This window comes from Siphonobacter sp. BAB-5385, assembly GCF_002261125.1.
Lineage (GTDB): Bacteria > Bacteroidota > Bacteroidia > Cytophagales > Spirosomataceae > Siphonobacter.
In genome coordinates, this window is sequence record NZ_NMPS01000050.1 from 34,145 (window position 1) to 60,617 (window position 26,473).

The window sequence follows — 26,473 nt, forward strand, 5'->3', positions numbered from 1 at the left end:
ATACACAACTCCTTACAACGCATGACTGAATATACATTCATATATTCGGTCTGCATTCAGCGTAGAAATGGGGCTAAAATAAGCGTAAGATCTTAAGAACAATTCGCCCGAATGCAGCGTTAAGAATTCGGCGAGAATTTCTAAAATTCCGTGGCTATACGCCTCCCCCCTGCTACCTTTGTCTTACGAGCGTTTTATTTTTTACATGGAAGTCACTTCGGAACTACAAATGCCTGATTTAATGGCAGCTGGATCAGAATATTGTCAATCATTAACGGCTTACTCCCGCCGACCAACCACGCAGGTTCGGGTTGGTGATTTATGGATGGGATCGGATTACCCCATTCGGGTGCAGTCCATGACTACCATCGATACCATGGATACGCTGGGTTCCGTCGAACAGTCCATCCGTATGATTGAGGCGGGTTGTGAACTGGTTCGGATTACGGCTCCAAGTGTGAAGGAAGCTCAAAATCTGGACAATATCCGCAAGGAGCTCAACCGACGCGGCTACCGGACGCCCATTTGTGCGGACATTCACTTTACGCCCAACGCGGCTGAACTGGCGGCTCGTCTGGTGGAGAAAGTCCGGATTAACCCCGGCAACTACGCCGATAAGAAACGTTTTGAGATTGTAGACTATACTGAAGCCGCGTACCAGGCCGAAATCGAGCGAATTCGCGAAAAGTTTGTTCCGCTGGTCCGCATCTGCAAAGAATACGGAACCGCCATGCGGATTGGTACGAACCACGGTTCGCTCTCCGACCGCATCATGAGTCGCTACGGCGATACGCCCATTGGCATGGTGGAATCGGCTCTGGAGTTTTTACGCATTTGCGAGGACGAACACTTCACGAACATCGTGATTTCGATGAAGTCGTCCAACCCTCAAGTCATGGTAGAGGCGTATCGCCTGCTGGTCAAGAAATTAAAGGATGAAAACCTGCAACCCTACCCCCTGCACTTAGGTGTAACGGAAGCGGGCGAAGGCGAAGACGGTCGCGTCAAGTCAGCCATGGGCATCGGTACGCTGCTGGAAGACGGCCTGGGCGATACCGTACGCGTGAGTTTGACGGAAGACCCCGAATTTGAAATTCCCGTCGCCCGTACGCTGGTAGATCGCTATGCCGAACGGGCAGCGACGGCACAGCCCATCGAAGCCCTTACGACGTCGCCCATCAATCCGTTTGCGTACACCCGCCGAATCACGGCGGAAGTCGAGAATTTCGGCGGCAAGAATGTACCCCGGGTCATTGCTGATTTTTCAACGCAGGAAATTAACAATCCGGCGGATTTACAACCGATTGGGCATTTCTACTTGCCCGCTACGGACAAATGGGCCATGAACGATCTGGGAGCGGACTACCTCTATACGGGTTCGCGTTCGGTACCTTTTATGTTACCAAACGGCTTGAAGGAACTGATCGATTATCCCATCTGGCGTACCCTTGGTGAGCAGGCTCACAAGTTTCCGGTCTTTACTACGACCGAATATCTGACCAGTATTCAGGAGCAACAGGCTTTTCCCTTTCTGCACGTAGTACGGCTAAGTCTGGATGATTGCGAAGGGGATTTACTGGGTTATTTACAGGAAGATCCGTATGCTGTCCTGCTGGTTGAAACGACCAACAGCCATGCCATGCCGGAGCTTCGTCGTCTGTTCTTCAAACTGATTCAGCAACGCATCAACCTGCCCGTGGTCATTCAGTGGTCGCAGGGCCAGACTACGGCGGACGCCACCACGCTCTACGCGGCGACGGATTGCGGCGGACTTCTGGTGGATGGTTTGGGGGATGGCCTGATGCTCAAACCTTCAGTCGAGAATCCCGGTCAGCAGAGTAAATTTCTGAATTCCCTGGCGTTTGGCATTTTGCAGGCGGCCCGTACCCGGATGAGCAAGACGGAATACATTTCCTGCCCTTCCTGCGGACGTACGCTGTTTGACTTACAGGACACCACTGCCCAGATTCGTCAGCGTACGGATCACCTCAAAGGCATTAAAATCGGCATCATGGGCTGTATTGTCAATGGTCCGGGCGAGATGGCCGACGCCGATTATGGCTATGTGGGCATGGGTGTAAACAAGATTGCTTTGTACCGGGGTCAGCAGGTCGTGAAACGCTCTGTACCCGCCGATCGGGCTCTGGATGAATTAATTGAATTAATGCGGGAAGATGGCGTCTGGCGGGAACCGGAAGCTGCATTATTGGCTTAACAGTATAGGAATAGAACCTGGAATGCTCTCTTTTTCAGGTTGATCTATTTACTTGAATGAGGATACCATGGATAGCAATCGCATCAAAAACCAATTTAAACTCGGAGAAGCCTTTCGATACTTTTTTCGGGTTTTTGGGAAGAAAGATCCTTCCCGACCGGATAGTTTCAATCTCCGCATGATGCACGGCATCAATCGGATCAGTATTATCATGTTCCTTTTTTGTCTGGTGGTGATGCTCGTGCGTGCTCTCACCCGTTAAGACCGTTTATCCGTTTAAGTGTGTGGATTTAGAACAGTTTCGCGAGTATTGTCTTCGTAAAGCCGGGGTGTCGGAAGAAACACCCTTTGGACCCGACACGCTGGTGTATAAAGTCATGGGAAAAGTATTCGCTCTGACTTCGCTGGATGCCGAAGAGTTTGCCTGTAATTTAAAATGTGATCCGGAGCGGGCGTTGGAGTTACGCGAGCAACACGACTGGATTGTGCCGGGTTATCACATGAATAAAAAACATTGGAATACGGTAAAAGCCAATCGAAATCAGGTCCTTTTCCGTGAATTGATTGACCACTCGTACGCGTTGGTTGTGGCGAGTTTACCCAAGAAAGTACAGGCTGAGCTGGCTCAGTCGCTCAACGGTTAGTTCAGTATATGGAAACCATTGCTCTCATACTATTGCTGATTCCCTATGTAATCATCCGGTATTTTACGGAAGATCATGACACACCCGCTGATAAAGACCGCAAACGCTTTGCCGAGGGTATTGAACTGGTGCAGAATAAGCAATACGAGGAAGCTCACGCGTACTTTACCCTGTTAGTCAATCGGTATCCGAAATCGGCCGTTGCTTATCTGTATCGGGGTATTTGTAATTACTACCTGAGCAACTATTACTCGGCTTTATACGATTTTACGCACTCTTCGGCGTACGATAATACCTTGTGGGAATGTTTTCTCTACAAAGGCCTTTCTCATCTGGAACTGGAAGAAACGGATCAGGCCTTTCTGGAACTGGACAAAGCCGTGTGGCATTCCCGCTCGGAGAATGCCAATGTACTCCGTTTTCGGGGGGAAGCCCGGTACCGTCTCAAACAATTCGATTCCGCTCGCATGGATTGGGAACAGGCTGCTCAGTTGGGTGACGAAAATGCGGCTTACTATCTTCAAACGCACTTTGGTAAACCCATTCAGCTGCGGAAATAAGGGCTTTTGCTTAAATTGATTTTAATTTTCATTCTTTTTTCAGGGATAGGGTTCAAATGTCAGGTCTTGACAGAAAGAACGCTATTCGTATGAACGCCACCTTATTGTCAGTCAAGCCGTTCCTGAGCGAAGATTTCCTCCTTCAAACTGAAACCGCTCGTACCTTATATCATGATTTTGCCCGGGCCATGCCCATCATTGATTACCATTGCCATCTTCCACCCGACCAGATTGCAGCCGATAAAAATTTTTCCAATCTGACGCAAATCTGGTTGTATGGCGATCATTACAAGTGGCGGGCGATGCGTACCAATGGCGTAGCGGAACAATACTGTACGGGTGATGCTTCGGATTTCGAGAAATTCCAGAAATGGGCCGAGACGGTTCCGTATACCATGCGGAATCCCCTGTACCACTGGACTCACCTGGAGCTGCAGCGGTATTTTGGCATTGACCGGGTACTGAATGCGGCTTCAGCGAAAGACATTTACGACGAAGCCACCGCCCTGCTCAATACGCCGGACTATTCCGTACGGAACCTACTTCGCCGCATGAATGTAGAAGTGGTTTGTACCACGGACGATCCTTCCGATGATCTGAAATACCACCAGCAAATTGCCGCCGAAGGCCTTGACCTGAAAGTACTCCCGACATTCCGTCCGGACAAGGCCATGCTTTCCATCGATAATCCGGCGGAGTTTAACGCCTACGTTGATAAAATTGAGGCCGTTTCGAACCTCTCGGTTAGTACTTACGATGAATACGTAGCGGCTCTGCGGCAACGTCATGACTTCTTCGCTTCCCTGGGCGGACGTTTGTCCGATCACGGTCTGGAGCAGGTTTATGCCGCTGAATATACTGAATCTGAGATTCGTACCATTTTCGCCAAAGCCCGTAGCGGCCAGTTACCTACGTTTGAAGAACGGCAGAAATTCAAATCGGCCATGCTGATTGAGTTTGCCATCATGGACTGGGAAAAAGGCTGGACGCAACAGTATCACCTGGGAGCTTTACGGAATAACAATACGCGTTTGTTACGCGAACTCGGCCCCGATACGGGCTGGGATTCCATTGGGGATTTCCCACAGGCCCGTTCGTTGAGCACGTTCATGGGCATGCTCGATAACGAGAACAAACTGGCAAAGACGATTCTGTACAACCTGAACCCGGCCGACAATGAGGTGTTCGCTACGATGATCGGAAACTTCAATGATGGTACCACGCCGGGTAAAGTCCAGTGGGGCTCGGGCTGGTGGTTCCTGGATCAAAAAGACGGGATGGAAAAGCAAATCAACGCTCTTTCCAACATGGGCTTGTTGAGTCGTTTTCTGGGTATGCTTACGGATTCCCGCAGCTTCCTTTCCTATCCGCGTCACGAGTATTTCCGCCGTATTCTGTGTAACATGATTGGCAACGACGTGGAAAATGGCGAGTTACCGGCGGATATCGAATGGCTGGGTCAACTGGTGCAGAACATTTGCTACCGCAACGCGAAAGAATATTTCCAGTTTTAATAGGGTTTTGAAGCCTATAGTTAAAAAGGCCTGCGATATCGCAGGCCTTTTTCTATTATCAATTTCCCCGGCTGGCTAATGCAGCCGCTTTTTGAAGAATTTGCGGGTTATTCGATTTACTTCGCAGATACGAAGCCAGGTACGAACATTCAGCCGCACCGGGACCACCCACTTTCTCGTACCGATTGATTCGATCGAGCAATTGTCCCCACCGCTGAGCCCGAACCAGGGCATTCAGGTCTGGTATTAGAGTTCGGTTTTCTACTGATTTTGCATCCAGTCCCAGGGTAGTCAGGTACGATCCAATTTTCTGGATTCGTTCCGGAGCCATAAACGCCGCCCGACCTGCGTACAAGGTATTCATCACAATGGATTCCCCGGCTTTCGTCACTTCCTGCGGAGGATATTTTCCTTTATACGCCGCCAAATGCGACATGAAGTACGTAAAAAGTGGATTCTCCGCATCCATTACTACCTTCTGCAACGCCGTGAACGCAGGTTTACTGGTGTACGCACTGCTGGGTAAGGCTTTAGCATACGCCTGCATCACCTGTACATTCGCTACCGTATCCCGGACGATTCGCGTAAACGAGCCATACTCCAGCAAAAAGTCAGCGGTACGTTCTCCTTTTTTAAAACGATTGACATACCCACTGCTCCGTTTCGTAGCGTCTAGGGCCGTATTAGCTACAGAAATCACCTCTTTAGCTGAATTACTCACGTTCTGAGCATGTAGTAATTTCACGTCCGCATCAAAAAATAAGAACAGTGGCAAAGAAGGTACCACTAAGTGTTGCTTAGCCAGAAAAGCCTGAGCTTCGGGTGAATTAATATCGAGCTTGTAGCTTATGAAACGGGCATTGTAAGCGGCACCTACTGAAGCTTGCTGAAACGTGGGTTTGAAGCTCTCGCAAACGTGGCAGGTAGGTGAATACACTTCCACGAAAACCGCCTTTTTTTGAGCTTTCGCCTGCGTAAAAGGCGTACGGAGGTTACCCTGAACAAAGGATACGCCCTGAGCCCACACCGACCCCATCAACAGGCTAAAATAGCCGAAGAGCAGGGCCTTTTTCAGGTTTCCCATGCTCGTTTATTTACTGTTACGCTGCAATTCTTCCAGTTCGGCCTTCAGGTTACGACTCAGGATTTTGCAAACGTCGTGAATCTGTTCGGCCATTTTTTTGTCGCCCGTAGCAGAAATTACGGAATCCGCCACACCCGACATAATTTCAATGTAGAATTGCTTCATATCTCCTACTTCCATGTCTTTGGTCCACAAATCCAGTTTCATCGTTGCCCGGTGATAGCGATCCCAGGTAGCAATCGAAATGGCTTGTGTATCATTGAGACCCTCATTCGGGTTATCCGAAGCGTCCCAGTAAATCTTATTGGGAACGTTATTCTCGTCAAGCTCAATGTCGAAATGGATTTCTGCTTTTTTCATACAATATGGCACAAGGCCCGTTACAAAGAATTAAATCAGGTAAGTAAAGACTGAAAACTTCCGATAAGTTCCGGATGCGTTTTGAGTTTTCAGGGTAGAATCGTCTATTCTGGTTTTCGGTGTGTTGTTTTTTAGACTAACTCACCCTTATCAAAACTCAAAACCGCCGCTACTGCTGCCCAAATACCTTCTTCAGCAAATCAGTTACGCGGGCGGCGGGGTTCTCCCGAATTTTTGCTTCTTCCTGTTCGACTAGCAAAAACAATCCGTCAATGGCTTTACGGGTGGCGTAATCATCCAGGTCAGGATTGAGTTTCTGGGGGACCAGAGGAATTCGATTATAGGCCGTCACAATCGTTCCGTAATACTTAGTGGCCTGCGTCTTATCAATGGAAGTTTGAATGATCGGGTTGAATTCCTTGTAGAGGGCATCAAACGATGTACGCTTCAGGTACTCGGTGGCGGCGTTTTTCTCTCCTTTCAGAATCGAAATTGCATCCGTAATCGTCATTTTAGTAATCGCATCCACGAAAATAGGGAATGCTTTCTTGGATGCGTCCTCCGCTCCCCGGTTTAGCGTGAGTACAAACTGATCGACCTGTTTGCCTAAGCCAATTTTTCGTAAGGTTCCTTCTACTTTTTGTACTTCGGGAGGCAGCAAAATTTTGATGAGTGCATTTTTATAGAAACCATCCGTCTTTGAAGCCTGTTCGGAGCCCTTTTTAATACCTAAGGTCAAAGCCTCTTTCAACCCATTCGCAATCTCGTCCGAACTGGATGTCCCCTGGGAGCCTTGTTTTAATATACTCCCTGCTTTTTCTAAAATCCCACCCCAACCACTTTTCCGCTGCGTATTCTGTGTACTATCGCTTTGAGCCTGAGCTAACTGTATGGATAAGCATACAACAAGTAAACTTCCTATAACCTTTTTCATTGGGTTTCTGTTCTAGTAGGTGGTTGTAGATTTAAACGGTTAAACTTCGTTTTTTATGTAGTTTTAAGCCGCAAAAATAGACCAAAATCGAAAACATCACATCAGACTTTCGATAGTCCAGCTGCGTAAGGGTACTCAAGAATCTATGCCAGTCCCCTACTTTCTTGATTATTGACATTCAAGTTTACTCTCATGAGACCCGTTACGGCAGAAATTATAACGATTGGCGATGAAATCCTTTTTGGCCAAATCACCGATACGAATACGCAATGGATTGGGGCTGAGTTGTCAGCCATCGGCGTACGTACCGTTCGCAAAAGCTCGGTGGGTGACCAGCGAGCCGCTATTTTGAGTATTTTGAGCGAAGCCGAACAACGAGCTGACATTGTCATACTAACAGGCGGCTTAGGTCCTACCAAAGATGACATCACCAAAACTACCCTTTGTGAATACTTTAATACCGGCCAGGCCATCCACCCGGAAGCGTTAGTATTCGTAACCGAATTTTTCCAGAAAAGGGGGAGGGAACTTACCGAAATCAATAAGTTACAGGCTTCTCTGCCCCTGAATGCCACCTACCTTCCCAATACGCGGGGTACGGCTCCGGGCATGTGGTTCTATGAACGCGGTACGGTATTTGTTTCTTTACCCGGCGTTCCGCACGAAATGAAGGGTCTGATAATGGATGAGGTGCTACCCCGCATTAAGTCGACGTTTCCCTTACCAGTTATTCACCATAAAATGCTGCGTACCATTGGTATTGGTGAATCTTTTCTGGCCGAACGTATCGAAGCTTGGGAAGATGCATTGCCCTCACACATCAAACTGGCGTACTTACCTTCGATGGGTATGGTGAAACTTCGGCTGACGGCCACCGGCGAATCGCTGGAGGTCCTGCAAGCAGAAGTGAACGCTGAGATCGCCAAGGTTTTACCGCTGATTTCTACCTACGTATATGGCTACGATAGCGATGAGATTGAAGACGTAGTAGCTCGCTTACTACGTGAATCCGGCCATAGTTTAGCCATTGCCGAAAGCTGCACGGGTGGATACCTCTCTCACCTGATTACAAAAATTCCGGGAAGCTCAGCGTATTTTCAGGCAGGCGTGGTGAGTTATTCCAATGCGGCCAAGATGAATACGCTCGACGTCCAATCCGCTACGCTGGAGGACTACGGAGCTGTTTCAGAGCCAACCATCCGGGAAATGGCCGAAGGCGTACGCGAACGCTTCGGAACTACCTTCGGACTCGCTACCAGTGGCATTGCCGGTCCCGACGGTGGTACTACCGAAAAACCCGTAGGAACCATCTGGATTGCCCTGGCATCTCCCGAGCAAACCATTACGAAAAAACTGACTTTAGGGGGGGACCGTCTACAGAATATTCATCAAACGGCCCTTTCTCTCTTAAATTTGTTGCGGAAAGTGCTAGTAGGCCTTCCCTTGGATTAATACGTGAATTGGGCAGAAGTACCTAGTACCTTTGCCCGAAACGCCAAACAGAATCAATCTATGACTGAGATTCTTATGCCTGCCATGGGCGAAAGCATTCATGAAGCCACGGTACTCACGTTGCTCAAAAAGCCGGGTGATCGTGTGGAAATGGATGAACCTTTGCTGGAAGTGGCGACGGATAAAGTAGATACGGAAATTCCGGCAACCCAGGCGGGTATCTTGAAAGAATGGCTCGTGCAGGAAGGCGATGTGGCGACCATTGGCAAACCCATTTGCCGGGTCCAAACCGATGCCGTGGGTACAACATCTTCGGAAGCTACTACACCGCAACCGAAAGCTCCTGAAGAAATAAGCGATACGGAAGAAGCCGCCAGTTACCTCGAAAATCAGGTACAGACGGCCATTAGTGAACCGGTTCGTACGGAAAATACTGCGAACGTAGGCCGGTATTATTCGCCGCTGGTGCTGACGATCAGTCAGACGGAGGGGATTTCCATGGACGAGCTGAATACCGTTCCCGGTACGGGCGTGGATGGTCGGGTCACCAAAAACGATATGCTGGACTACGTTGCCCGACGGTCAACGCCGCCCGCTACTCCCGAGCCCAAGCCGACTCCAGTAGCATCAGCTCCCGCCGTAAGCAAGCCCAGCTTTAGTATGGGTGACGTAGAAATTCAGGAGATGGATCGTATGCGGAAACTGATTGCGGAACGAATGGTGGATTCCAAACGCATTGCTCCGCACGTCAGCAGTTTCGTCGAAACGGACATGACGGCTATTGTTCGCTGGCGTGAACGCATGAAAGTTCAATTCCAGAAAGAATATGGAGAAAACCTTACCTATACCCCGCTACTGATCGAAGCCGTAGTGAAAGCCATCAAGGATTTCCCGATGATTAACAGTTCGGTGGAGGGGGATCGTATTCTCATCAAAAAAGCAGTAAACGTAGGTATGGCCGTGGCTTTGCCCAGTGGCAATTTGATTGTACCGGTGATTCACAACGCCGATCAGTACAATCTGGTGGGATTAACCAAGAAAATCAACGACCTTACCAAAAGAGCCCGCGAAAACAAGCTCAAAGCCGATGACCTGGCCGATGGTACCTATACCGTCTCGAACATCGGTACTTTCGGAAATCTTATGGGTACACCCATCATTGTACAGCCGCAGGTAGCCATCATGGCCTTTGGAGCAATCCAGAAAAAACCGGCCGTCATTGAAACCCCCGAAGGAGATCTGATTGGTATTCGTCACAAAATGTTCATTTCCCATTCGTACGATCACCGGATCGTCGATGGTTCACTGGGTGGGCAGTTCGTGAAACGCGTTTCGGATTATCTGGAAGCGTTTGATGCGGATCGAAAACTGATTTAACTGGTACCTCGTGCACCCTATACAGCGGGGAGAGGGCAAATCCGGGTTTCTGGGCTACCATCTCCCCCTTTTTAATACGGATGGGCAGCGTCACGACTCTTTCATCCGGTATACATTGACCAGCCTGGCCTGCTCCGGTAAAAGGAACTGAGAATATCGAAAATACGTACGCTAGTAAAAGCGTTTGCAGGATCAATTTCCTAGTATAAATACTTATATTAGCAGTGCCTCCTATCTATTCAAAAACGTTTATGCTGAATGTCAGAAAATACCGCGTTCCGCAGGTCATCGGCTTTACTGGGATCTGTCTTAGTTTTATAATTAGCTCCTTGAATGGGATCTTTTCTTCTGCTCCTGCCTTACGGGCTTACGTACAGGGCTTTACACGACTAAGTGCCGTTCTATTTTTTATAGTAGTAACGGTTGTACTGATCAGAATCTTGAAACATAGAAGCCTAAGACTTCTTTATTTTAAAAACAGCATCTATCTCTACTGTTTCTATTTTAGTTATGTCCTCTTTCTAGTGGTTCTAGTCTATCTGTATCCCCTGTTTTAAGACAGATTTAGACCTTGTTGGTCATACAAAAAAATTGAATTATAAAAAAAGGACGACTTAACTAAGCCGTCCTTTTTTTATAATCGTAATTCGCTTACGCTTCTACTTCTTCGTGCTGAGCCCGCACTTTTACGGGTTTCAGACGGATGATCTTCATCCAGTGCAGTGTTTTGATGACCGGGTAGGTCGGATCAAATTCGTACCACTTTGAAGCAAAGTTTACCTGGTTAGGCAATTTGTGGTGGTTGTTCTGGAACAACTCGCCCATCATCAGGAAATCCAGTACCAGAGAGTTTTTCGATTTATCGTTGTTATCGTAGTTCTGGTAGCCGTACTTGTGACCGCTCCAGTTTACGATTGCTCCGTGCACGGGGCCCATCAGGAAGTGAATCGGCAACAGGAAGAAAAACGCCCAGTGCATATCAAACCAGATGAATGCGGCAATGTACAGCAAAGAATAAGCCGTACCCCAGCCAATGCGTGAAATCCAGGAATCGCCCATTTTTTCGATCGTGCTCCAGTACGGATAGTTTTTATCGAACTGAGGCTCAACTTTCGTACGACCAAACAAAATGGCGTTGTAAATGTCTTTTGTCTTCCACATCATGGTGAAGACGTTCGTAGAGTTGTGAGGTGAGTGCGGATCACGTGGTCCGTCGCTGAAAGCGTGGTGCATCCGGTGCAAAATCGCGTATCCCTTCGGACTCAGATAGCTGGATCCCTGTGAGATGTAGGTGAGCAGGTAAAAGAACCGCTCCCAGAACTTATTCATCGTAAACATCTTGTGAGCAGAGTAACGATGCAAGAAAAAGGTCTGGCTAAAAAGCGACAGGTACCAATGAATGATGAACGCTGGAAGAATGAGTTGCATTTCGGCAGATTTAATGAAGTACCAAGTACAAAGTTAATAGTCTAACCTAAGCTTTGAATACTTAGTTGCAAAAGTTTATTTTTTTTGAAAAATTGGCTAAAAATCCTGTTCAACTCACAAATTTAATGCTAAAAAGTGGTCATGGCGTAATAAACCAAATTGGCTCCCATCTGTAAGGCTTTCTGCCGAACGGGTTCCGGATCGTTGTATACGCTCTGATCCTCCCAACCGTTTCCCAGATCGCATTCGTAACTGAAGAAGCAAACCAGCCTTCCCTGCCAGATCAGGCCGTACCCTTGTGGAGCCTTGCCGTCGTGTTCGTGTACCTTGGGCAAACCATTCGGGAAGACGTATTTGGCTTTGTACAAGGGATGATTAAAAGGTACTTCCACAAAATTCAGCTCGGGGAACACCTTCTTCATCTCGCGTCGAATGAATTTCTCCAGGCCGTAATTATCGTCAATGTGCAAAAAGCCTCCGGCGATTAGATACTTACGAATATTCTGGGCCTCAGCGTCCGTGAAAACGACATTACCATGACCCGTCATATGGACAAAGGGATAATTAAAAAGCTCCGCACTCCCCGGCTCCACGATATCTTCTTCGGCCGCAATGTTGGTCTTGAGGTTCTGATTGCAGAATTTGATCAGATTGGGCAAAGACGTTTTGTTCGCGTACCAGTCGCCGCCACCTCCGTACTTCAGCTTAGCAATGCGAATCGTTTGGGCCATCGCTGGTACCGTGTTCAGGCAAAGGCCTGCCAGCCAAAGGCCCATAAGCATTCCGAGTCGTTTCATGCCTTATTGATTGAGTAGATCCAGCGTATGTACGGCAATGAGGCCGGCGGTTTCCGTACGGAGCCGGCTTTCACCTAAACTAACGGCTAAAAATCCTTTTTCTTTTGCTTCCGCAATTTCCTGTGTGGTAAAATCTCCTTCCGGACCGATCAGAATTACGTAAGAGCCACCCGGCGTAGCTCGATGCTTGAGCAACTGGCGATCTTCATTCTCCAGGTGTGCAATCAATTTCTGCCGATCGGCGGGAAGATTTTCCAAGAATGCGTCCCAGGGAATAAGGCCTTCTACCAGCGGCATCGTCAGTTTCAGGGACTGTTTCAGAGCTGAAACCGCAATTTTTTCCAGTCGGTCCAGGTGAATGGATTTTCCTTTCCAGTACCGCTCATCGGTACGACGGGTACGGATGAAACTCACCCGGTCCACCCCTACTTCCACACATTTTTCCAGCATCCATTCGATCCGATCCAGATCTTTGGTGGGGGCAATCGCCAGATGAATGGAGAATGATCGTGCCGTAGCCTCCTGCTCCACCGAGCGAATCCGTACGGAGCAGCGTTTGGGATTGGGATCGACGATTTCGGCTTCGTAGCGGAAACCCTTTCCGTCCACAATTTTCAACGTATCTCCCGTTGATAAACGAAGCACTTTTACCGCGTGCCGCGACTCCTCTTCGGATAAAAATAGCCGTTGCTGGATGTCCGGCTCATAGAATAAGTGCATAGGTACTGTAAAGCCGCAGCGAGTTTTTGTACTCACTGCGGCATAAAATTATTCTTCTTCCAGACTTTTAAAGGAATAAAGCGTTGTGTCGAGTTCTAACTGACCGGACGTAAAGTCTTTGATGAAGCTTTCAATCACTTCGTCATTAACGGCTTCTACGTTCAGGCAAATATCAAGTTCGACGCTACCTTCCTCGCTGTATTCCGTCTCCAGGTGCTCGGTTACCTTGATTTCTTCGTTTTCTTCCAGTTCTTCGATGATTTCCGTAATCAGTAGTTCCACTTCCTCGTCCACTTCATCATTGGCCTGATAGGTTTCATCCCGCTGATCCAGCGGTACGTACAGGGGATGTTCCTGCATCGCCTGACGCTCGGCTTCTTCGTACACCAAACTGCTGTGGTGTAAACGTAAGGTATACAAAACGGCGTCGTAGATTACTTCTTTTCCTTCGTGAACCCCCACAAACTGGAAATGAGCGAACTCATCGCCCGTGGGCTCGTCCATATCAGGGTCTTCCGTATAAATGAAAGAATGGCCGCTCGAGCGGATTTCGTCTTTCAGTTGCTGAATGTCTGTAGAGGAATAGCCGGAGTTTTCTGCGGTCGGCATAAGGGTGTAAGCATTGGTTTGAAAGCCAAAGTACGAAAAAAAAGCCCGCAGTCAAGCGGGCTTTTCTCGATTTTTACGCAAGAATTTGTTCAAAAACGACTCCTGAAAACCCTGAGTCCTCTCTGATTTCAAGTTTATCTAGCGAAGCATCAGTAACTCACGGTATTTCACCAGCGGCCACTCATCGTCGTCTACAATCAGTTCGAGCTTATCAACGTAGTAACGGATCTCGTCAAAATAACCCTTCACTTTCGTTCCGTAGAGGCGAGCCTGCTCCGCACTATCCTGGATGGCATTGGCCTGTTTCCGGGCTTCAGTCATTTCATCAACCAGGATCTGAATTTTGGCCGTGTACTCGGCAATCCGTTTGATGGTTTCCACCGTCGGAGCGTAGTACTTCTCCTCGATCCCAATGTCTTTCTGGCCTTTGACGTTATCCACCAGTTGCGACTGGTACTTGAGAGCCGTAGAAAGAATATGGTTGATGGCGAGATCGCCAATCACCCGTGACTCAATCTGAATTTTCTTAATGTAGTTTTCCAGCTCGATTTCGTAGCGGGCGTGCAGTTCTTTCTCCGTGAAAATATCGTATTTCTCGAAGAGTTCTGCTACTTCTTTGCGGGTGTATACGCCCAGAGCTTCCGGGGCCGAACGAATGTTCGCCAGACCGCGACGTTCGGCTTCTTCTACCCACTCGTCAGAATAGCCGTTGCCTTCGAAAATGATTCGCTTCGAAGACTTGATGTACTTCTTAAGCACTTCGACAATGGCCAGCTCTTTCTTCAGATCCGTATCGATTAATGCATCCACGTCTTTGCGGAACTGAATCAGTTGATCGGCTACAATCGTATTCAGGATCGTCATGGCCGACGCAGAGTTCGCTGAAGAACCTACCGCCCGGAATTCGAATTTATTACCCGTAAAGGCAAAAGGCGAAGTACGGTTACGGTCGGTGTTGTCGAGCAACAGCGAAGGCACTTTGTTAATACCCAGTTTCATGTATACGTTGTCGCCTTTTTCGAGTTTGAACTCGGTCATCGGCGGCATGTTTTCCAGCGTATCAATCACGCGGCTCATTTCTGAACCCAGGAAGACCGACATGATGGCCGGAGGAGCTTCGTTCGCCCCCAAACGGTGTTCGTTACCCGCCGTAGCAATGGCAGCCCGCAGCAGATCGGCGTTATCGTGTACGGCTTTCACCACGCAGACCAGGAAGCTTACAAAACGCAGGCTTTCCTTCGGTTTCGTGCTGGGGCCGAGTACGTTGATACCCGTATCCGTGGCCAGTGACCAGTTATTATGTTTACCCGATCCGTTGATGCCCGCAAAAGGCTTCTCGTGGAAGAGTACTTTGAATTTATGCCGAGCGGCCACTTTCTGCATCAAATCCATCAGCAGGGCGTTGTGATCGCAGGCCAGGTTTACTTCTTCAAACGTAGGAGCTACTTCGAACTGAGCCGGAGCTACCTCGTTGTGACGCGTACGCACGGGAATACCCAGACGCTGAGCCTCTATTTCAAACTCCACCATAAAGGCATTTACCCGCGGAGGGATCGAGCCGAAATAGTGATCTTCCAGTTGCTGACCTTTAGCCGGAGCATGACCAAATACGGTACGACCCGACATTAATAAATCAGGACGAGCATTAAAGAGGGCTTCGTCAATCAAGAAATATTCCTGTTCGGCTCCGAGCGTAGGGATGGTCTTCTCCGTATTCCGGTCGAAGTACTCGCTCATCACTTTCGTGGCTGCTTTATCAATCAGCTCAATGGATTTCAGCAGCGGCGTTTTGTAGTCCAGAGCCTCGCCCGTGTAGGCAACAAACACACTCGGAATACAAAGCGTAGAGGTACCGGCCGCATTTTCCATAATAAAGGCGGGCGACGAAGGATCCCAGGCCGTATAGCCACGAGCTTCGAAGGTACTCCGGATTCCACCGTTGGGGAATGAACTGGCGTCGGGCTCCTGCTGTACCAGAGCCGAACCTTTGAATTTCTCAATCGCCTTACCCGTTCCCGGTACAATATCAAAAAAGGCATCGTGTTTCTCAGCCGTAGTACCCGTCAGGGGCTGAAACCAGTGCGTATAGTGGGATGCTCCCTTCGAAACGGCCCATGACTTCATCGCAGCGGCTACTTCATCGGCCGTATCACGATCAATTTTATGTCCTTCTTTAATGGACTTCGTAATTCGCTGAAACGTATCGGGGCTCAGCAGGGAACGCATCGCCTCTTCGTTGAAGATTAAACTACCAAAGTACTCGGTCACTTTTTCCGAGGGGACTTTGACAGGAGTTAACTGGCGGGACTGTGCCAGATCTAACGCTTTAAAACGTGCTAATGCCATAAAATGGGGATTAGTGTCGGGGTATTGAAAATAAAACGGGTTTAGTTTGGCCAGCGGCCAATGGGGTAATCAGTCGAAATGCAAAACTGCAAAAAATAACTCTTCCCTAGCCATCTTCTTGGTAAAATACAATTTTAAACTAAGCAAAATGGCCATATACTGATTTCTCTACTAATGTAAATAATAGATTCTATTTTTTAAGTACAGCCCTTAAAATCGGCTTTAATTTGTTAAAATTCGTTCGATTTGATCATGATTACCGCTTAAAAATGAAAATTTAGTTAAAAATCAGATTTTTTCAGTCTTCAACAAAAATATATAGTGATTATATAAAGATTTTGTTGCATATTTTATATAAATCGAAAGATTTTGATAGAAATATTGAGATTTAGCCAAATAATGATTTGGAAAATACGCATAAACCGGATTAGATTTGAACCATCAATTGAACGGATCGTTTCATTTTACATTTATAACAAAACCATGGCAAAAGCTAAATTGGAGTATATCTGGCTCGACGGTTACAAGCCCATGCAAAGCCTCCGCAGCAAAACGAAAATCGTTGACGACTTTTCGGGTAACTTGGAAGAACTCGACATGTGGTCTTTTGACGGTAGTTCTACCGAGCAAGCTCCAGGTCGCTCTTCTGATTGCTTATTAAAGCCGGTATTTGTTTGCAAAGACCCTGCTCGTTTGGGTGGCAATGGCTGGTTGGTGATGTGTGAGGTACTGAACGCAAATGGTACGGCTCACGAATCAAACGGTCGTGCAACGATTGACGACGATGACAACGATTTCTGGTTCGGTTTTGAGCAGGAGTACTTCCTGTGGGATCCCGCTACCAACAAACCTCTGGGCTTCCCCGCGGGTGGTTACCCCGGTCCTCAGGGTCCTTACTATTGCAGCGTAGGTGCGGGTAAGGCCGTAGGTCGCGATATCGTAGAAGAACACCTCGAACTTTGCCTTCAGGCTGGTTTGAACGTAGAAGGTATCAACGCTGAAGTAGCCATGGGTCAGTGGGAATTCCAAGTATTCGCCAAAGGTGCCAAACAGGCTGGTGATGAAACCTGGATCGCTCGTTACCTGCTCGAACGCGTTGGCGAAAAATATAATGTAGCTATCAACTGGCACTGCAAACCCCTGGGAACGCTCGATTGGAACGGTTCAGGTATGCACGCCAACTTCTCGAACACGGTACTGCGTACGTCAGGTAGCAAAGAAGCTTACGAAACGATCCTCGAAGCCTTCCGCCCTGTTGTGAAAGAGCACGTTGCTGTATACGGTCCTGATAACCACCTCCGTTTGACGGGTAAGCACGAAACGGCTGCCATCAACAAATTCTCCTGGGGTATCTCCGATCGTGGTTCATCCATCCGTGTCCCCATCGCTACGGTAGAACGTGGCTGGAAAGGCTGGCTGGAAGATCGTCGTCCGAATTCGGCTGCCGATCCTTACAAAGTAGCCGCTCGTATCATCAAAACGGTGAAGAGTGCTGAAGTGGAATAACATTTCCCCCAAATAGATTTTGCCCCCGATTTGGATCGGGGGCTTTTTTTTTAGCTCTAACTGAACAAATTAGGTAATTTTGCACCTTATAGGAAAGTTACGTTTCCGTAGGGGGGCTTTAGCTCAGGAATCTTTTCGAATGGCTGTGCTATATAAGCTCGGGTTCGTACTAGCTACCACTCCCCTGTTCATCCCTTTATTCTTCCGCGTAGGAAGAGGTCACCATGAAAAAAGTAGCATTTTATACCCTAGGCTGTAAGTTAAACTTTTCCGAAACGTCGACGATTGCCCGAAGTTTCGAAGAGAAGGGTTATCAACGCGTAGAGTTTAATCAGAATCCCGACATTTTCATTATCAATACCTGTTCCGTTACGGAAAACGCCGATAAGAAGTGCAAGAAGATTGTACGGGAAGCTCAGCGGATCAACCCGGATGGATACGTGGCGATTCTGGGCTGTTACGCTCAGTTGAAACCCCAGGAAATTGCCACCATTCCCGGAGTGGATGCCGTATTAGGAGCGGCGGAAAAATTCCGGCTGATGGAACTGATCGATGATTTTCGCAAGGAACCTACCGGAACGGCCCGGGTGTATAATTCGAATATTGAAGAAGTACTGGATTATCACGCCAGCTACAGCCTCAACGACCGGACGCGTACCTTTTTGAAGGTACAGGACGGTTGTGATTACCCCTGCTCCTACTGTACCATTCCCCTGGCCCGTGGGGCAAGCCGCAGTGATACCATTGCAAATGTGGTCAAAGCCGCCCGCGAAATTGCCGAACGCGGCGTGAAGGAAATTGTACTGACGGGAGTGAACATCGGCGACTTCGGGATCCAAAACGGCATTCGTCACGAACGTTTTGCGGACCTGGTTAAAGCCCTGGACGCCGTAGAAGGCATTGAACGATTCCGCATTTCGTCCATCGAACCGAATTTGCTCACGGACGAGATTCTGGAATTCATTAGTACCTCCCAGCGTTTCGTACCGCATTTCCACGTACCGCTGCAATCGGGAAGTAACAAAGTGCTGGGTCTGATGAAACGTCGGTACAAACGCGAACTGTACGCCGACCGGGTTGCCAAAATCAAGGAACTCATGCCGCACGCCTGCATTGGCGTGGACGTGATCGTGGGGCACCCGGGTGAAACGCCTGAGCTTTTTCTGGAAACGTATCAGTTTTTGCAGGAATTACCGATTTCGTATCTGCACGTGTTTACGTATTCGGAGCGGGCCTCTACCCACGCCCTGGACATTAAGCCCATTGTTCCTTCACAACAACGGGCCGAACGGTCAAAAATGCTGCACATTTTATCCGAGAAAAAGCGGCGGGCTTTTTACGAAAGCCAGTTGGGCCGCGTATCCGATGTTTTATTTGAAGAAGAAATCGAAAACGGACAAATGCAGGGCTGGACGGAAAACTACGTTCGGATCACGGCTCAATATGATCCCTTGCTGATCAACGAAATCAAAACCGTACAATTGACCACCATCGCCGAAAACGGATTAGTACAAGTAAGCGAACCGGAATTGATGATCGTACATAGCTAGTAACCAATCGTTGGTACTGGAATAATAAAAGGGAGTCCCGCAATGCAGGACTCCCTTCCTTATTCTATGCAACAAAACCACCGGCAAACCGGTGGATTTGTTGGGGTTGAGGCTTAGGCCTCCATTAAAAATTCATCGTGTTGACTTACATCCAGACCCAGTTTTTCGTCATCGTCATTCACACGCAGGGGCAGAATTTTGTCCGTCAGCCACAGTAAGGCGTACGACAGTGTGAAGGCGAAGATCGATACCAGTACCAGAGCAATCATGTGTGCTTTGAAGGTGTCGAAAGCTCCGTAAGCCAGACCATCTACGGCAACGGCAGAGTTTACTTTGCCGCTGGCGAAGATCCCCGTCATGATCAGACCAACCATACCACCGATACCGTGGCAGGGAAATACGTCGAGCGTGTCATCCAGAGAACCTTTAGCTTTCAGGTGAGCAAAGTAGTTGGAAGTAATACCCGCTATCAAACCAATGAACAGAGCAACGGGGATCGTAACAAAACCAGCGGCGGGTGTAATCGCGACCAGACCTACTACGGCACCGATACAGAAACCAAGCGAAGATACTTTTTTACCTTTTGCTGCATCAAACAGTACCCAGGCCAGACCAGCCGTGGCGGCTGCAAAGTTAGTCGTAGCGAAAGCGGATACGGCTAAAGGCGTAGCTCCTACCGCTGAACCCGCGTTGAAACCAAACCAGCCGAACCACAGCAGAGCCGTACCTAACAGTACGAAAGGAATGTTGGCGGGGGGCAGGAAGTTCGCTTCCATGTGTGACTTCCGACGTTTCAGGTACATGGCACCAGCTAAAGCAGCCCAACCAGCCGACATGTGTACCACGGTACCACCAGCAAAATCCAGTACACCCAGTTTGAAAAGGAAACCTTCAGGATGCCAGGTCATGTGAGCTAATGGACTGTACACGAAAATGCTGAACAAAATCATAAACAGTACGTAGCTACGGAAGTTGATCCGCTCGGCCATTGAACCCGTTACGAGGGCAGGGGTAATTACAGCAAATTTCAGTTGGAATAGAGCGAACAAAGCCAGAGGGATGGTGGGTGCCAGTGACCAGGGCTTACTTTCGAGTACGCCATTCCACATGAAATAGGTCATGGGATTACCGACAAAACCGTAATCACCAATTTTAATCGAATCACCGAAGGCCAGACTGAAGCCAATCACTACCCACAGTACGGAAATGACTCCCATACCAATAAAACTCTGGAACATGGTGGAAATCACGTTTTTCGCGTTCACCATTCCGCCGTAGAAATACGCCAGACCGGGCGTCATCAGCAGTACAAAAGCTGAAGCAACAATCATCCAGGCCATGTCACCGGAATTAAGCCCTTCGGTATTGATTTGAGCAGGAAGGGTAGGCATGAGCACACCCAGAATACAGACCGCAGTCAGAATAAGCAATGGAACGTACGATGGTTTTTGCATAGAAGATTAGGATTTACTGATACGAAATGAGGAGTTGTGTATGAAAAAGATCAACTGGTTAGAATTTAACAATGGCGTGTAGACCAAAGGTAGACTGACTGTTTTTGGTATAATTTCCGTCGCTATCCTCGAACTTCTGTACCGATCCAGCCAGCTTAGGATACGCATCGAGGCGGAACTCAGGTTTAATGATCAAGTGACCATCGGCCAGGGTAAAGTTTCCGGTTACGGTAAAGGAATTTACCGAAGTGCCCTTCCCCGTAGCATCGACTACGGCCCGGTCACCTTCCTTGTTATCAAAATATTCGTAGCGAACGCCTAAGCCAAAGACTTCAGAAAAAGCGTAATTACTGTAGATAGCAGCACCACCCCACTTATTGGTCTGCGAACGGGCCGTATTGGTTTCAGTAATTTCCACTTTGTTTGTACCGTAAGCCGCATTCAGACCCAGGTAAAATTTGTCGCTAATCTGGTAGGTAGAAGTTAAATCAAATAAAGAATAGTAATAGCCTTTGGGTGTTTTTCCAGTTGCCGTTCGCTCATTGCTACCCATCCAGTTCACGTAAACATTCCAGTTCGTTGCCGGCGAGAAGAAGAACTGAGAAATGATTCCCTTGGCTTTATTATTATCGTTCAGGTTATCAATGTTATTGACTACCCCCGCCATCAAATACGCCCGATCGCTAAAGGAATACTGAGCTTTGGCCCCAACGTGGTAGAAAGGACCATTATTGAAGAGATTCGAGAGGGAGTAGTTAAAGTTCACCGGGGCATCAATGACTTCGTACCCGATGTGTGTACCGAACTGACCAGCCGTCACCGAAAATTTATTTGAGAATTTATATGTTAGATAGGCCTGTTTGATGGCTAATGAAGTAGAAGTAGCACCACCACCTAAGGGACCAACCACATTACCATAGTTACCAATATCGGCATTGGGTCCAAACGTCAGATCGGCCACGGCATCAATCTTATCATTCGTATAGGCGACTTTCGTTTGAATCAAACCCAGCGAAAACTGACCCGACTTCTGATCGAAGGCCCGGGCATTGCCCGGCGTCATTACTGACGGCACATCAGAGCTAGGGCCGGATGTACCTAAATTACTACGGGAGGCGGGGTTATTAAAGTTGAACATATAATAGGTGTCCAGATAGCCCGAAAACGTAATTTTTCCTTCTTCTTTCTTCTCTTTTTTCTCCTGCTCTTCGGTGGGTTTCTTTTCGTCCGTAGGCTGCGTTGAGCTGGGTTGTGTTTTAGCTTTCGGTTTATCCGTATAATCCGGATAAACTTCAGCAAATACGGGATTCAAACAAAACAAAGAAAAAACTGAAATTACGGCCTTTTTCATTATATAATTCTGTTTACGTGTCAGGTAAAGAATGGTTTGAAAACGATTCAAATATTCATTCAAAATTGATAACACGCAAATTTTATGTTCAAATATAAAGCATTTACCGAATAAAATTTGAATATTCTTTAATTGTTAATATAAAAAGTTGTTAGTTTACTATACATATATCAAATAGTATGCAAACATATTATTTCGATTGTAAGTTAATTTACAAAATATTTTAAAAATTAACCTATGTTAGTCACTCCTCGTATAGTGCAAAAAAAAGAACGGCCGTTCGAGCCGTTCTTTTTTCAAAGGTTTTGGGAAGTAGAGAGGGAAAACCAAGCGGCGTCAATACTCAATCCCAATAAAAAAACCGCCTCCTGAGAAGACGGTTTTCATAAATACCTGTATGCTTGTCTATTCGTTATGCAGCCATGATTTTTTGGCCATAAGCGTATCCTCATCCTCTTCATTATCGGGATCAGGCACGCAGCAATCTACCGGACATACCGCTGCACACTGGGGCTCTTCGTGAAACCCGATGCACTCGGTACACTTATCCGTAACGATATAGTAAAATTCTTCAGAAAAGGGACTCTGAGTTTCTTTCGCACTCATCACGGTCCCGTCGCCTAATTCGACGTCCACCAAAGCAGTACCTCCCGCAAACGTCCACGAAACCCCGCCTTCGTAAATAGCGGTATTGGGGCATTCGGGTTCGCAGGCACCACAATTGATGCACTCGTCGGTAATCATGATGGCCATGTCAGTCGCGTTTAGTAATTTCGTAGCCTATTAATCCAATCGGGTTACAAATGTAACTAAATAAAGTTCGGGTCTCAAAAAAAACTCGACAAACCGACTCGGTTATCACTTATTGAAGATAAAATATGCAATTATCGGATCGAATACAGGCGTTTGTCCAACTGGGAAATTGGCTCAGCAGCGAGAGCGGCAAACAGGAACAGCAGGAATGGGCCGAAATCGCGTATCGTAAAAACGGCTGGTTTATTCCGGAACTGGTCGTGAAGAGTTTACAGGAATTGGCTCAGCACTTTCTCACGCTCGATCATTTGACTGCCTGGGCGGATCGCTACCCTGCGTTAGCCCAGGAGCGTAGCCCCCGGAAAGTTGGTTTGATTCTGGCGGGCAATATTCCCGCCGTTGGTTTTCATGATATTCTCTGTGTACTCATTGCCGGGCATCATGCGTACCTGAAGCCTAGTTCACAGGATGAAATTCTGATCCGGGCTTTACTGAAAAGACTGGTAGAGTTCGAACCACGGTTTGCCAATTATCTGACGTACACGGAATTAATGAAGGAAATCGACGCCATTATCGCAACGGGTTCTGACAATTCCGCCCGGCACTTCCATTACTACTTTGCCCATAAACCGCACCTGATTCGGAAAAACCGTACGTCCGTAGCGGTGCTTTCGGGTAACGAAACGTCCGAAGAACTACTGGGTTTGGGCCGTGACATTCTGACGTATTACGGACTCGGCTGCCGGAATGTTTCGAAAGTATACGTGCCGAACGAATACGACTTCACGCCCTTCTTTGAGGCAATTGCCTCGCTGGAAACCGTCAGCAACAACCATAAGTACGTTCATAATTACGACTACAATCGTTCCATTTACCTGGTGAACCGCGTGCCCTTCCTTGATAACGGCTTTTTGTCCGTTACCGCAAGTGATACATTGGTCTCTCCTATTTCGGTATTGTTTTACGAACGCTATGGTACCGTTGCCGAGGTCGAGGCCAAACTTGCCGAGCAATCGGAGAAGATTCAGTGCGTGGTCGGTACTACGATTCCAGCTAGTATTCCCTTCGGTCAAACCCAATCGCCCGAACTTTGGGATTACGCCGACGGCGTGGATACCCTTCAGTTTTTGATTGAGCTGCCCTAACCTACTCAATCATTACTTCCATTCAGTTCGACGCTTCCGAAAACGTCCTGTTTTCGGAAGCGTTTTTTTATAAGTTGGTTCGCACCCGGAACGCCAGTCCCTTGTACTGCCCATTTTGAAAGGTACCCAGCACTTCCGCTCCGAACACCTTCAGAATGCCCCCAAACCCGTAACCAATTTCTACATGATTAACTTCTTTAGTGTTGAGAAAGTGGACCTGTAGGCTTTCCTTGATGCCGTATAACCGGAGGGGTGTAATTTGCGTAAGCAGAAACTTCCGGAATTCGTACAGCCCATGAGCTTCGAGGTAACGGCTAGCCGTGCTGAATCGGTAAAAGGGAAGGTTGCGGAAGTTGTTGAGGCCCGGATTCTGAAAGATGATCTCATTTCCGTTGAAGTGGCGGTAATCGGTAAAGTACAGCGGTTTATTCAGAAACGTACCCGCCTGCACAGCGTATGAGAAGGAATTTCGCAGAATGCTAAGCTCATCCCGTATCCCCAATTCGATCTGATTAAATGATTGCCCGCCCGTCCAGCCGTGTCGATACGCTCCGGTGAGCTCGGGTGAGCGGTTGGAAAGTGTATACCGTCGTCCATTCATAATGGCTGCTTTGGCCAGAGGTCGGTACGAAAAGTCCATCGTTAGTACAGTGGCCTGATGACGAGGAAAAGCCGTTTGGTTGGCCAACGCTCTATTTTCAGGATCGTTGGAAGTAAAGGCAACATCCGGCCGGTCTACCCAGCCTCGGGAAACGTTATTCGTCAGGGCATTCCGCTCCTGCCAACTCAACGCCGCCGACACGGAGAGCCGGTTCCCCAATTTCTGCGTTCCGGCTAGCGTTAGGTACGACTTTTCGTAAAGCTTCATGTAATTCCGTTCCTGAAAAAGCGTATAAAAAGTATTCAGGGATTCCGGGATGGGATTCGCCGGATTGAACTGAAACACATTGCGGCCTCCACTGAGTCGTACCGATGTATTTTCAACGGTGTACCCCAGGGAAAGTCCCCCGTTGAGTCGCTGGCGGGCAAACGAATACCGCCCCGCCAACGAAGCATTCCAACTTTTGACCTTCGAGAGCCGTTCCACGTAACTGAGTCTGGTTTTCAGTACGTATCCTTCCACGGCATTGAAAAATTCACCTTTGGTCAGATCAAACACGGGCGACTCAAAGGTTAGTACCCGTGGATACCACTCCAGCTCCTTTCGTTGCCCATACCGATACGTATGGCCGGTGAGTAACTGCATGAATTTAAACCTGGGCAGGTTTCGAATGGAATCTTTCCGAATTTTCACTTCGTTGGCTTTGTACAGGCTATCGGCTCGCTGGTAGCCCTGCGTTTCCAGGTTCGTCAGGGGCACTTGCCGCTCCCCTTCCCAGAAAGTTGAAGGTCGTTTGCGGGCCAGGGTATCAATTTCGAACGACCAGTTCCGCGTGACGGTAACGTCTTCCCCCGCCTTTTTCCGCTCCTTCCGGTCTTCTTTTTCCAGTTGGTTCACCATTTTTCGCAACTGCTTACGAGTCGCCTGCGTGGGTGCGGGTGTGTTGGCTTTACGCAGGGTTGCCGCTATTTCCTTATCAATTTTCTCATCGACTACTTCCGGAATCTGGTGATACCTGGGGTTCAGCTTGACCTGATAATTACGAACCGACGTAATGTAGCGGGTTTCGCCTTTTGCTCCGAGAATATTGATTTTGGCGGTCGTCTCCAGCTGTACGGGCATCCAGACGCCCTCAAAAGGTGAGAATAATTGCCGGATGCCGTACTGCGTCCCGGTTTCGTCCTGAAAGTTAAAGTCCAGACTATGAATACTCCAGCTCCCTTCGATCAGATTCAGCGTACCATCCAATACGTTGAGGCCTTTGCTGCGGGGCGTTACTTTAATTTTGTTGACGACCAATCCCCGATCATTAAAGAAACCCAGGTATTCGAAGCGGTACATTCCAAACGCTTTCGGCGACAGAGGAGAGACGATTTCGCCCAGCATCGGATTATAAAAGCTCAGACGGGCAAAATTGATGGCTGGATTGCTGCCCGGTGGTAAATTCGAGCGAATGGATACTACTTTTTCGGTCACCTGGTTGGGCTGGCGAAAGTTCAGGTCATTGATTGATTCCAGAATATACGTGGTCCCTACCTGCAGGTTGGCTTTCTTGAGGGCATCCTCAAATAGAAAAGGAACTTTCTCAATCCGGAAATTTCCTTTCACGTATGTGCGAGCCGACCAGGTATCTACTTCCAGCTGATGGAAACGAGCCGTAGCGATGGCCTTCCGCATGATCGTATAAGCGGGGTCTTCCTTGCTCTTCCCAATTCGTACTTCGGCTAACTTAATCGCGATTTCCTGCAAAGCTACGTTCAGGTTCTGCCAGTCGGCGGAGACCTCTACTTTTCGGGTTTCGGTCTGGTGATTGAGGTACTGAAACTGTAGTTCGTACGCACCCGGTTTCAGGGCAATTTCGTACTTCCCCTCTCCGTTTGACATGGTTCCCGTCGAAGTACCTTTTACCTGAATGGAAGCATAGGGAAGTATTTCGCCACTTTTACTGGTAATCGTTCCCCGGATACCCTGAGCCCGGGCATGACTGAAAAGAAAGCAGATAAAAATAAGGAAGAGAAGTTTTTTCACCGGAAAACGGTTTAATGGTCTTTCGTCAATATGCAAAAAACAACG

At 48.1% G+C, this 26,473-nt stretch carries 22 protein-coding genes; 10 read left to right on the forward strand and 12 right to left on the reverse strand.

The annotated features are described in order from the left end of the window. Window positions 1–241 precede the first annotated feature (241 nt). From ispG to uxaC, 5 genes are all read left to right on the forward strand, one after another. Window positions 242–2,215 (forward strand): (E)-4-hydroxy-3-methylbut-2-enyl-diphosphate synthase, encoded by a 1,974-nt coding sequence (gene ispG, locus BWI93_RS04820; RefSeq protein WP_094809055.1) that lies wholly within the window; start codon window positions 242–244, stop codon window positions 2,213–2,215. Window positions 2,216–2,282: 67 nt separating this feature from the next. Continuing rightward, on the forward strand, window positions 2,283–2,477 hold the full coding sequence (locus BWI93_RS04825; protein ID WP_094809056.1) for a DUF6728 family protein: 195 nt from the start codon (window positions 2,283–2,285) through the stop codon (window positions 2,475–2,477). Window positions 2,478–2,499: 22 nt separating this feature from the next. Then, window positions 2,500–2,859: an MmcQ/YjbR family DNA-binding protein gene (locus BWI93_RS04830; RefSeq protein ID WP_094809015.1), complete on the forward strand. Its 360-nt coding sequence runs from the start codon at window positions 2,500–2,502 to the stop codon at window positions 2,857–2,859. A gap of 8 nt (window positions 2,860–2,867) precedes the next feature. Then, on the forward strand, window positions 2,868–3,419 hold the full coding sequence (locus BWI93_RS04835) for a tetratricopeptide repeat protein (protein WP_233207717.1): 552 nt from the start codon (window positions 2,868–2,870) through the stop codon (window positions 3,417–3,419). 89 nt (window positions 3,420–3,508) lie between these two features. Then, window positions 3,509–4,933, forward strand: coding sequence for a glucuronate isomerase (gene uxaC / locus BWI93_RS04840; protein ID WP_094809016.1), 1,425 nt, complete (start codon window positions 3,509–3,511; stop codon window positions 4,931–4,933). A 58-nt stretch (window positions 4,934–4,991) separates the two neighbouring features. Here the strand turns inward: uxaC and BWI93_RS04845 are convergent, their stop codons facing one another. From BWI93_RS04845 to BWI93_RS04855, 3 genes are all read right to left on the reverse strand, one after another. After that, window positions 4,992–6,017, reverse strand: coding sequence for a thioredoxin family protein (locus BWI93_RS04845; protein ID WP_094809017.1), 1,026 nt, complete (start codon window positions 6,015–6,017; stop codon window positions 4,992–4,994). Window positions 6,018–6,023: 6 nt separating this feature from the next. Further along, window positions 6,024–6,377, reverse strand: coding sequence for a gliding motility protein GldC (gldC, locus tag BWI93_RS04850; protein ID WP_094809018.1), 354 nt, complete (start codon window positions 6,375–6,377; stop codon window positions 6,024–6,026). A 169-nt stretch (window positions 6,378–6,546) separates the two neighbouring features. Next, entirely contained in the window at window positions 6,547–7,311 is a 765-nt protein-coding gene (locus BWI93_RS04855; RefSeq protein WP_094809019.1) for a DUF4197 domain-containing protein, read from the reverse strand. A 192-nt stretch (window positions 7,312–7,503) separates the two neighbouring features. On the opposite strand from BWI93_RS04855, the gene BWI93_RS04860 reads away from it, so the two are divergent. Next, on the forward strand, window positions 7,504–8,763 hold the full coding sequence (locus BWI93_RS04860) for a competence/damage-inducible protein A (protein WP_094809020.1): 1,260 nt from the start codon (window positions 7,504–7,506) through the stop codon (window positions 8,761–8,763). Window positions 8,764–8,823: 60 nt separating this feature from the next. Then, entirely contained in the window at window positions 8,824–10,140 is a 1,317-nt protein-coding gene (locus BWI93_RS04865) for a dihydrolipoamide acetyltransferase family protein (protein WP_094809021.1), read from the forward strand. A 651-nt stretch (window positions 10,141–10,791) separates the two neighbouring features. Here the strand turns inward: BWI93_RS04865 and BWI93_RS04870 are convergent. The 5 genes from BWI93_RS04870 to BWI93_RS04890 all read right to left on the reverse strand — a co-directional run bounded on the left by BWI93_RS04870 (window position 10,792) and on the right by BWI93_RS04890 (window position 16,040). After that, entirely contained in the window at window positions 10,792–11,568 is a 777-nt protein-coding gene (locus BWI93_RS04870; protein WP_094809022.1) for an acyl-CoA desaturase, read from the reverse strand. A 128-nt stretch (window positions 11,569–11,696) separates the two neighbouring features. Beyond that, window positions 11,697–12,365, reverse strand: coding sequence for a DUF4159 domain-containing protein (locus BWI93_RS04875; protein ID WP_094809023.1), 669 nt, complete (start codon window positions 12,363–12,365; stop codon window positions 11,697–11,699). A 3-nt stretch (window positions 12,366–12,368) separates the two neighbouring features. Further along, window positions 12,369–13,085, reverse strand: coding sequence for a 16S rRNA (uracil(1498)-N(3))-methyltransferase (locus tag BWI93_RS04880; protein WP_094809024.1), 717 nt, complete (start codon window positions 13,083–13,085; stop codon window positions 12,369–12,371). A 48-nt stretch (window positions 13,086–13,133) separates the two neighbouring features. After that, window positions 13,134–13,694, reverse strand: coding sequence for a hypothetical protein (locus BWI93_RS04885; protein WP_094809025.1), 561 nt, complete (start codon window positions 13,692–13,694; stop codon window positions 13,134–13,136). Between the two features lie 138 nt (window positions 13,695–13,832). Further along, entirely contained in the window at window positions 13,833–16,040 is a 2,208-nt protein-coding gene (locus BWI93_RS04890; RefSeq protein WP_094809026.1) for a glutamine synthetase III, read from the reverse strand. A gap of 483 nt (window positions 16,041–16,523) precedes the next feature. Between BWI93_RS04890 and BWI93_RS04895 the strand changes: the two genes are divergently transcribed. Continuing rightward, window positions 16,524–17,546, forward strand: a complete 1,023-nt coding sequence (locus tag BWI93_RS04895; protein WP_094809027.1) for a glutamine synthetase beta-grasp domain-containing protein — start codon at window positions 16,524–16,526, stop codon at window positions 17,544–17,546. Between the two features lie 224 nt (window positions 17,547–17,770). After that, window positions 17,771–19,096: a tRNA (N(6)-L-threonylcarbamoyladenosine(37)-C(2))-methylthiotransferase MtaB gene (gene mtaB / locus BWI93_RS04900; RefSeq protein WP_094809028.1), complete on the forward strand. Its 1,326-nt coding sequence runs from the start codon at window positions 17,771–17,773 to the stop codon at window positions 19,094–19,096. A 113-nt stretch (window positions 19,097–19,209) separates the two neighbouring features. Here the strand turns inward: mtaB and BWI93_RS04905 are convergent, their stop codons facing one another. The 3 genes from BWI93_RS04905 to BWI93_RS04915 form a co-directional block, all read right to left on the reverse strand. Beyond that, window positions 19,210–20,550 carry an ammonium transporter gene (locus BWI93_RS04905; RefSeq protein WP_094809029.1) on the reverse strand — a complete coding sequence of 447 codons (1,341 nt, stop codon included), beginning with the start codon at window positions 20,548–20,550 and terminating at the stop codon, window positions 19,210–19,212. 58 nt (window positions 20,551–20,608) lie between these two features. Further along, window positions 20,609–21,862: a porin gene (locus BWI93_RS04910; protein ID WP_255157730.1), complete on the reverse strand. Its 1,254-nt coding sequence runs from the start codon at window positions 21,860–21,862 to the stop codon at window positions 20,609–20,611. Window positions 21,863–22,306: 444 nt separating this feature from the next. Beyond that, entirely contained in the window at window positions 22,307–22,654 is a 348-nt protein-coding gene (locus BWI93_RS04915) for a 4Fe-4S dicluster domain-containing protein (RefSeq protein ID WP_094809031.1), read from the reverse strand. A gap of 125 nt (window positions 22,655–22,779) precedes the next feature. Between BWI93_RS04915 and BWI93_RS04920 the strand changes: the two genes are divergently transcribed. Continuing rightward, window positions 22,780–23,799 carry an acyl-CoA reductase gene (locus tag BWI93_RS04920; protein ID WP_094809032.1) on the forward strand — a complete coding sequence of 340 codons (1,020 nt, stop codon included), beginning with the start codon at window positions 22,780–22,782 and terminating at the stop codon, window positions 23,797–23,799. A 67-nt stretch (window positions 23,800–23,866) separates the two neighbouring features. On the opposite strand, the gene BWI93_RS04925 is transcribed toward BWI93_RS04920, so the two are convergent. After that, on the reverse strand, window positions 23,867–26,428 hold the full coding sequence (locus tag BWI93_RS04925; RefSeq protein ID WP_176454135.1) for a DUF5686 and carboxypeptidase regulatory-like domain-containing protein: 2,562 nt from the start codon (window positions 26,426–26,428) through the stop codon (window positions 23,867–23,869). Window positions 26,429–26,473 lie beyond the last annotated feature (45 nt).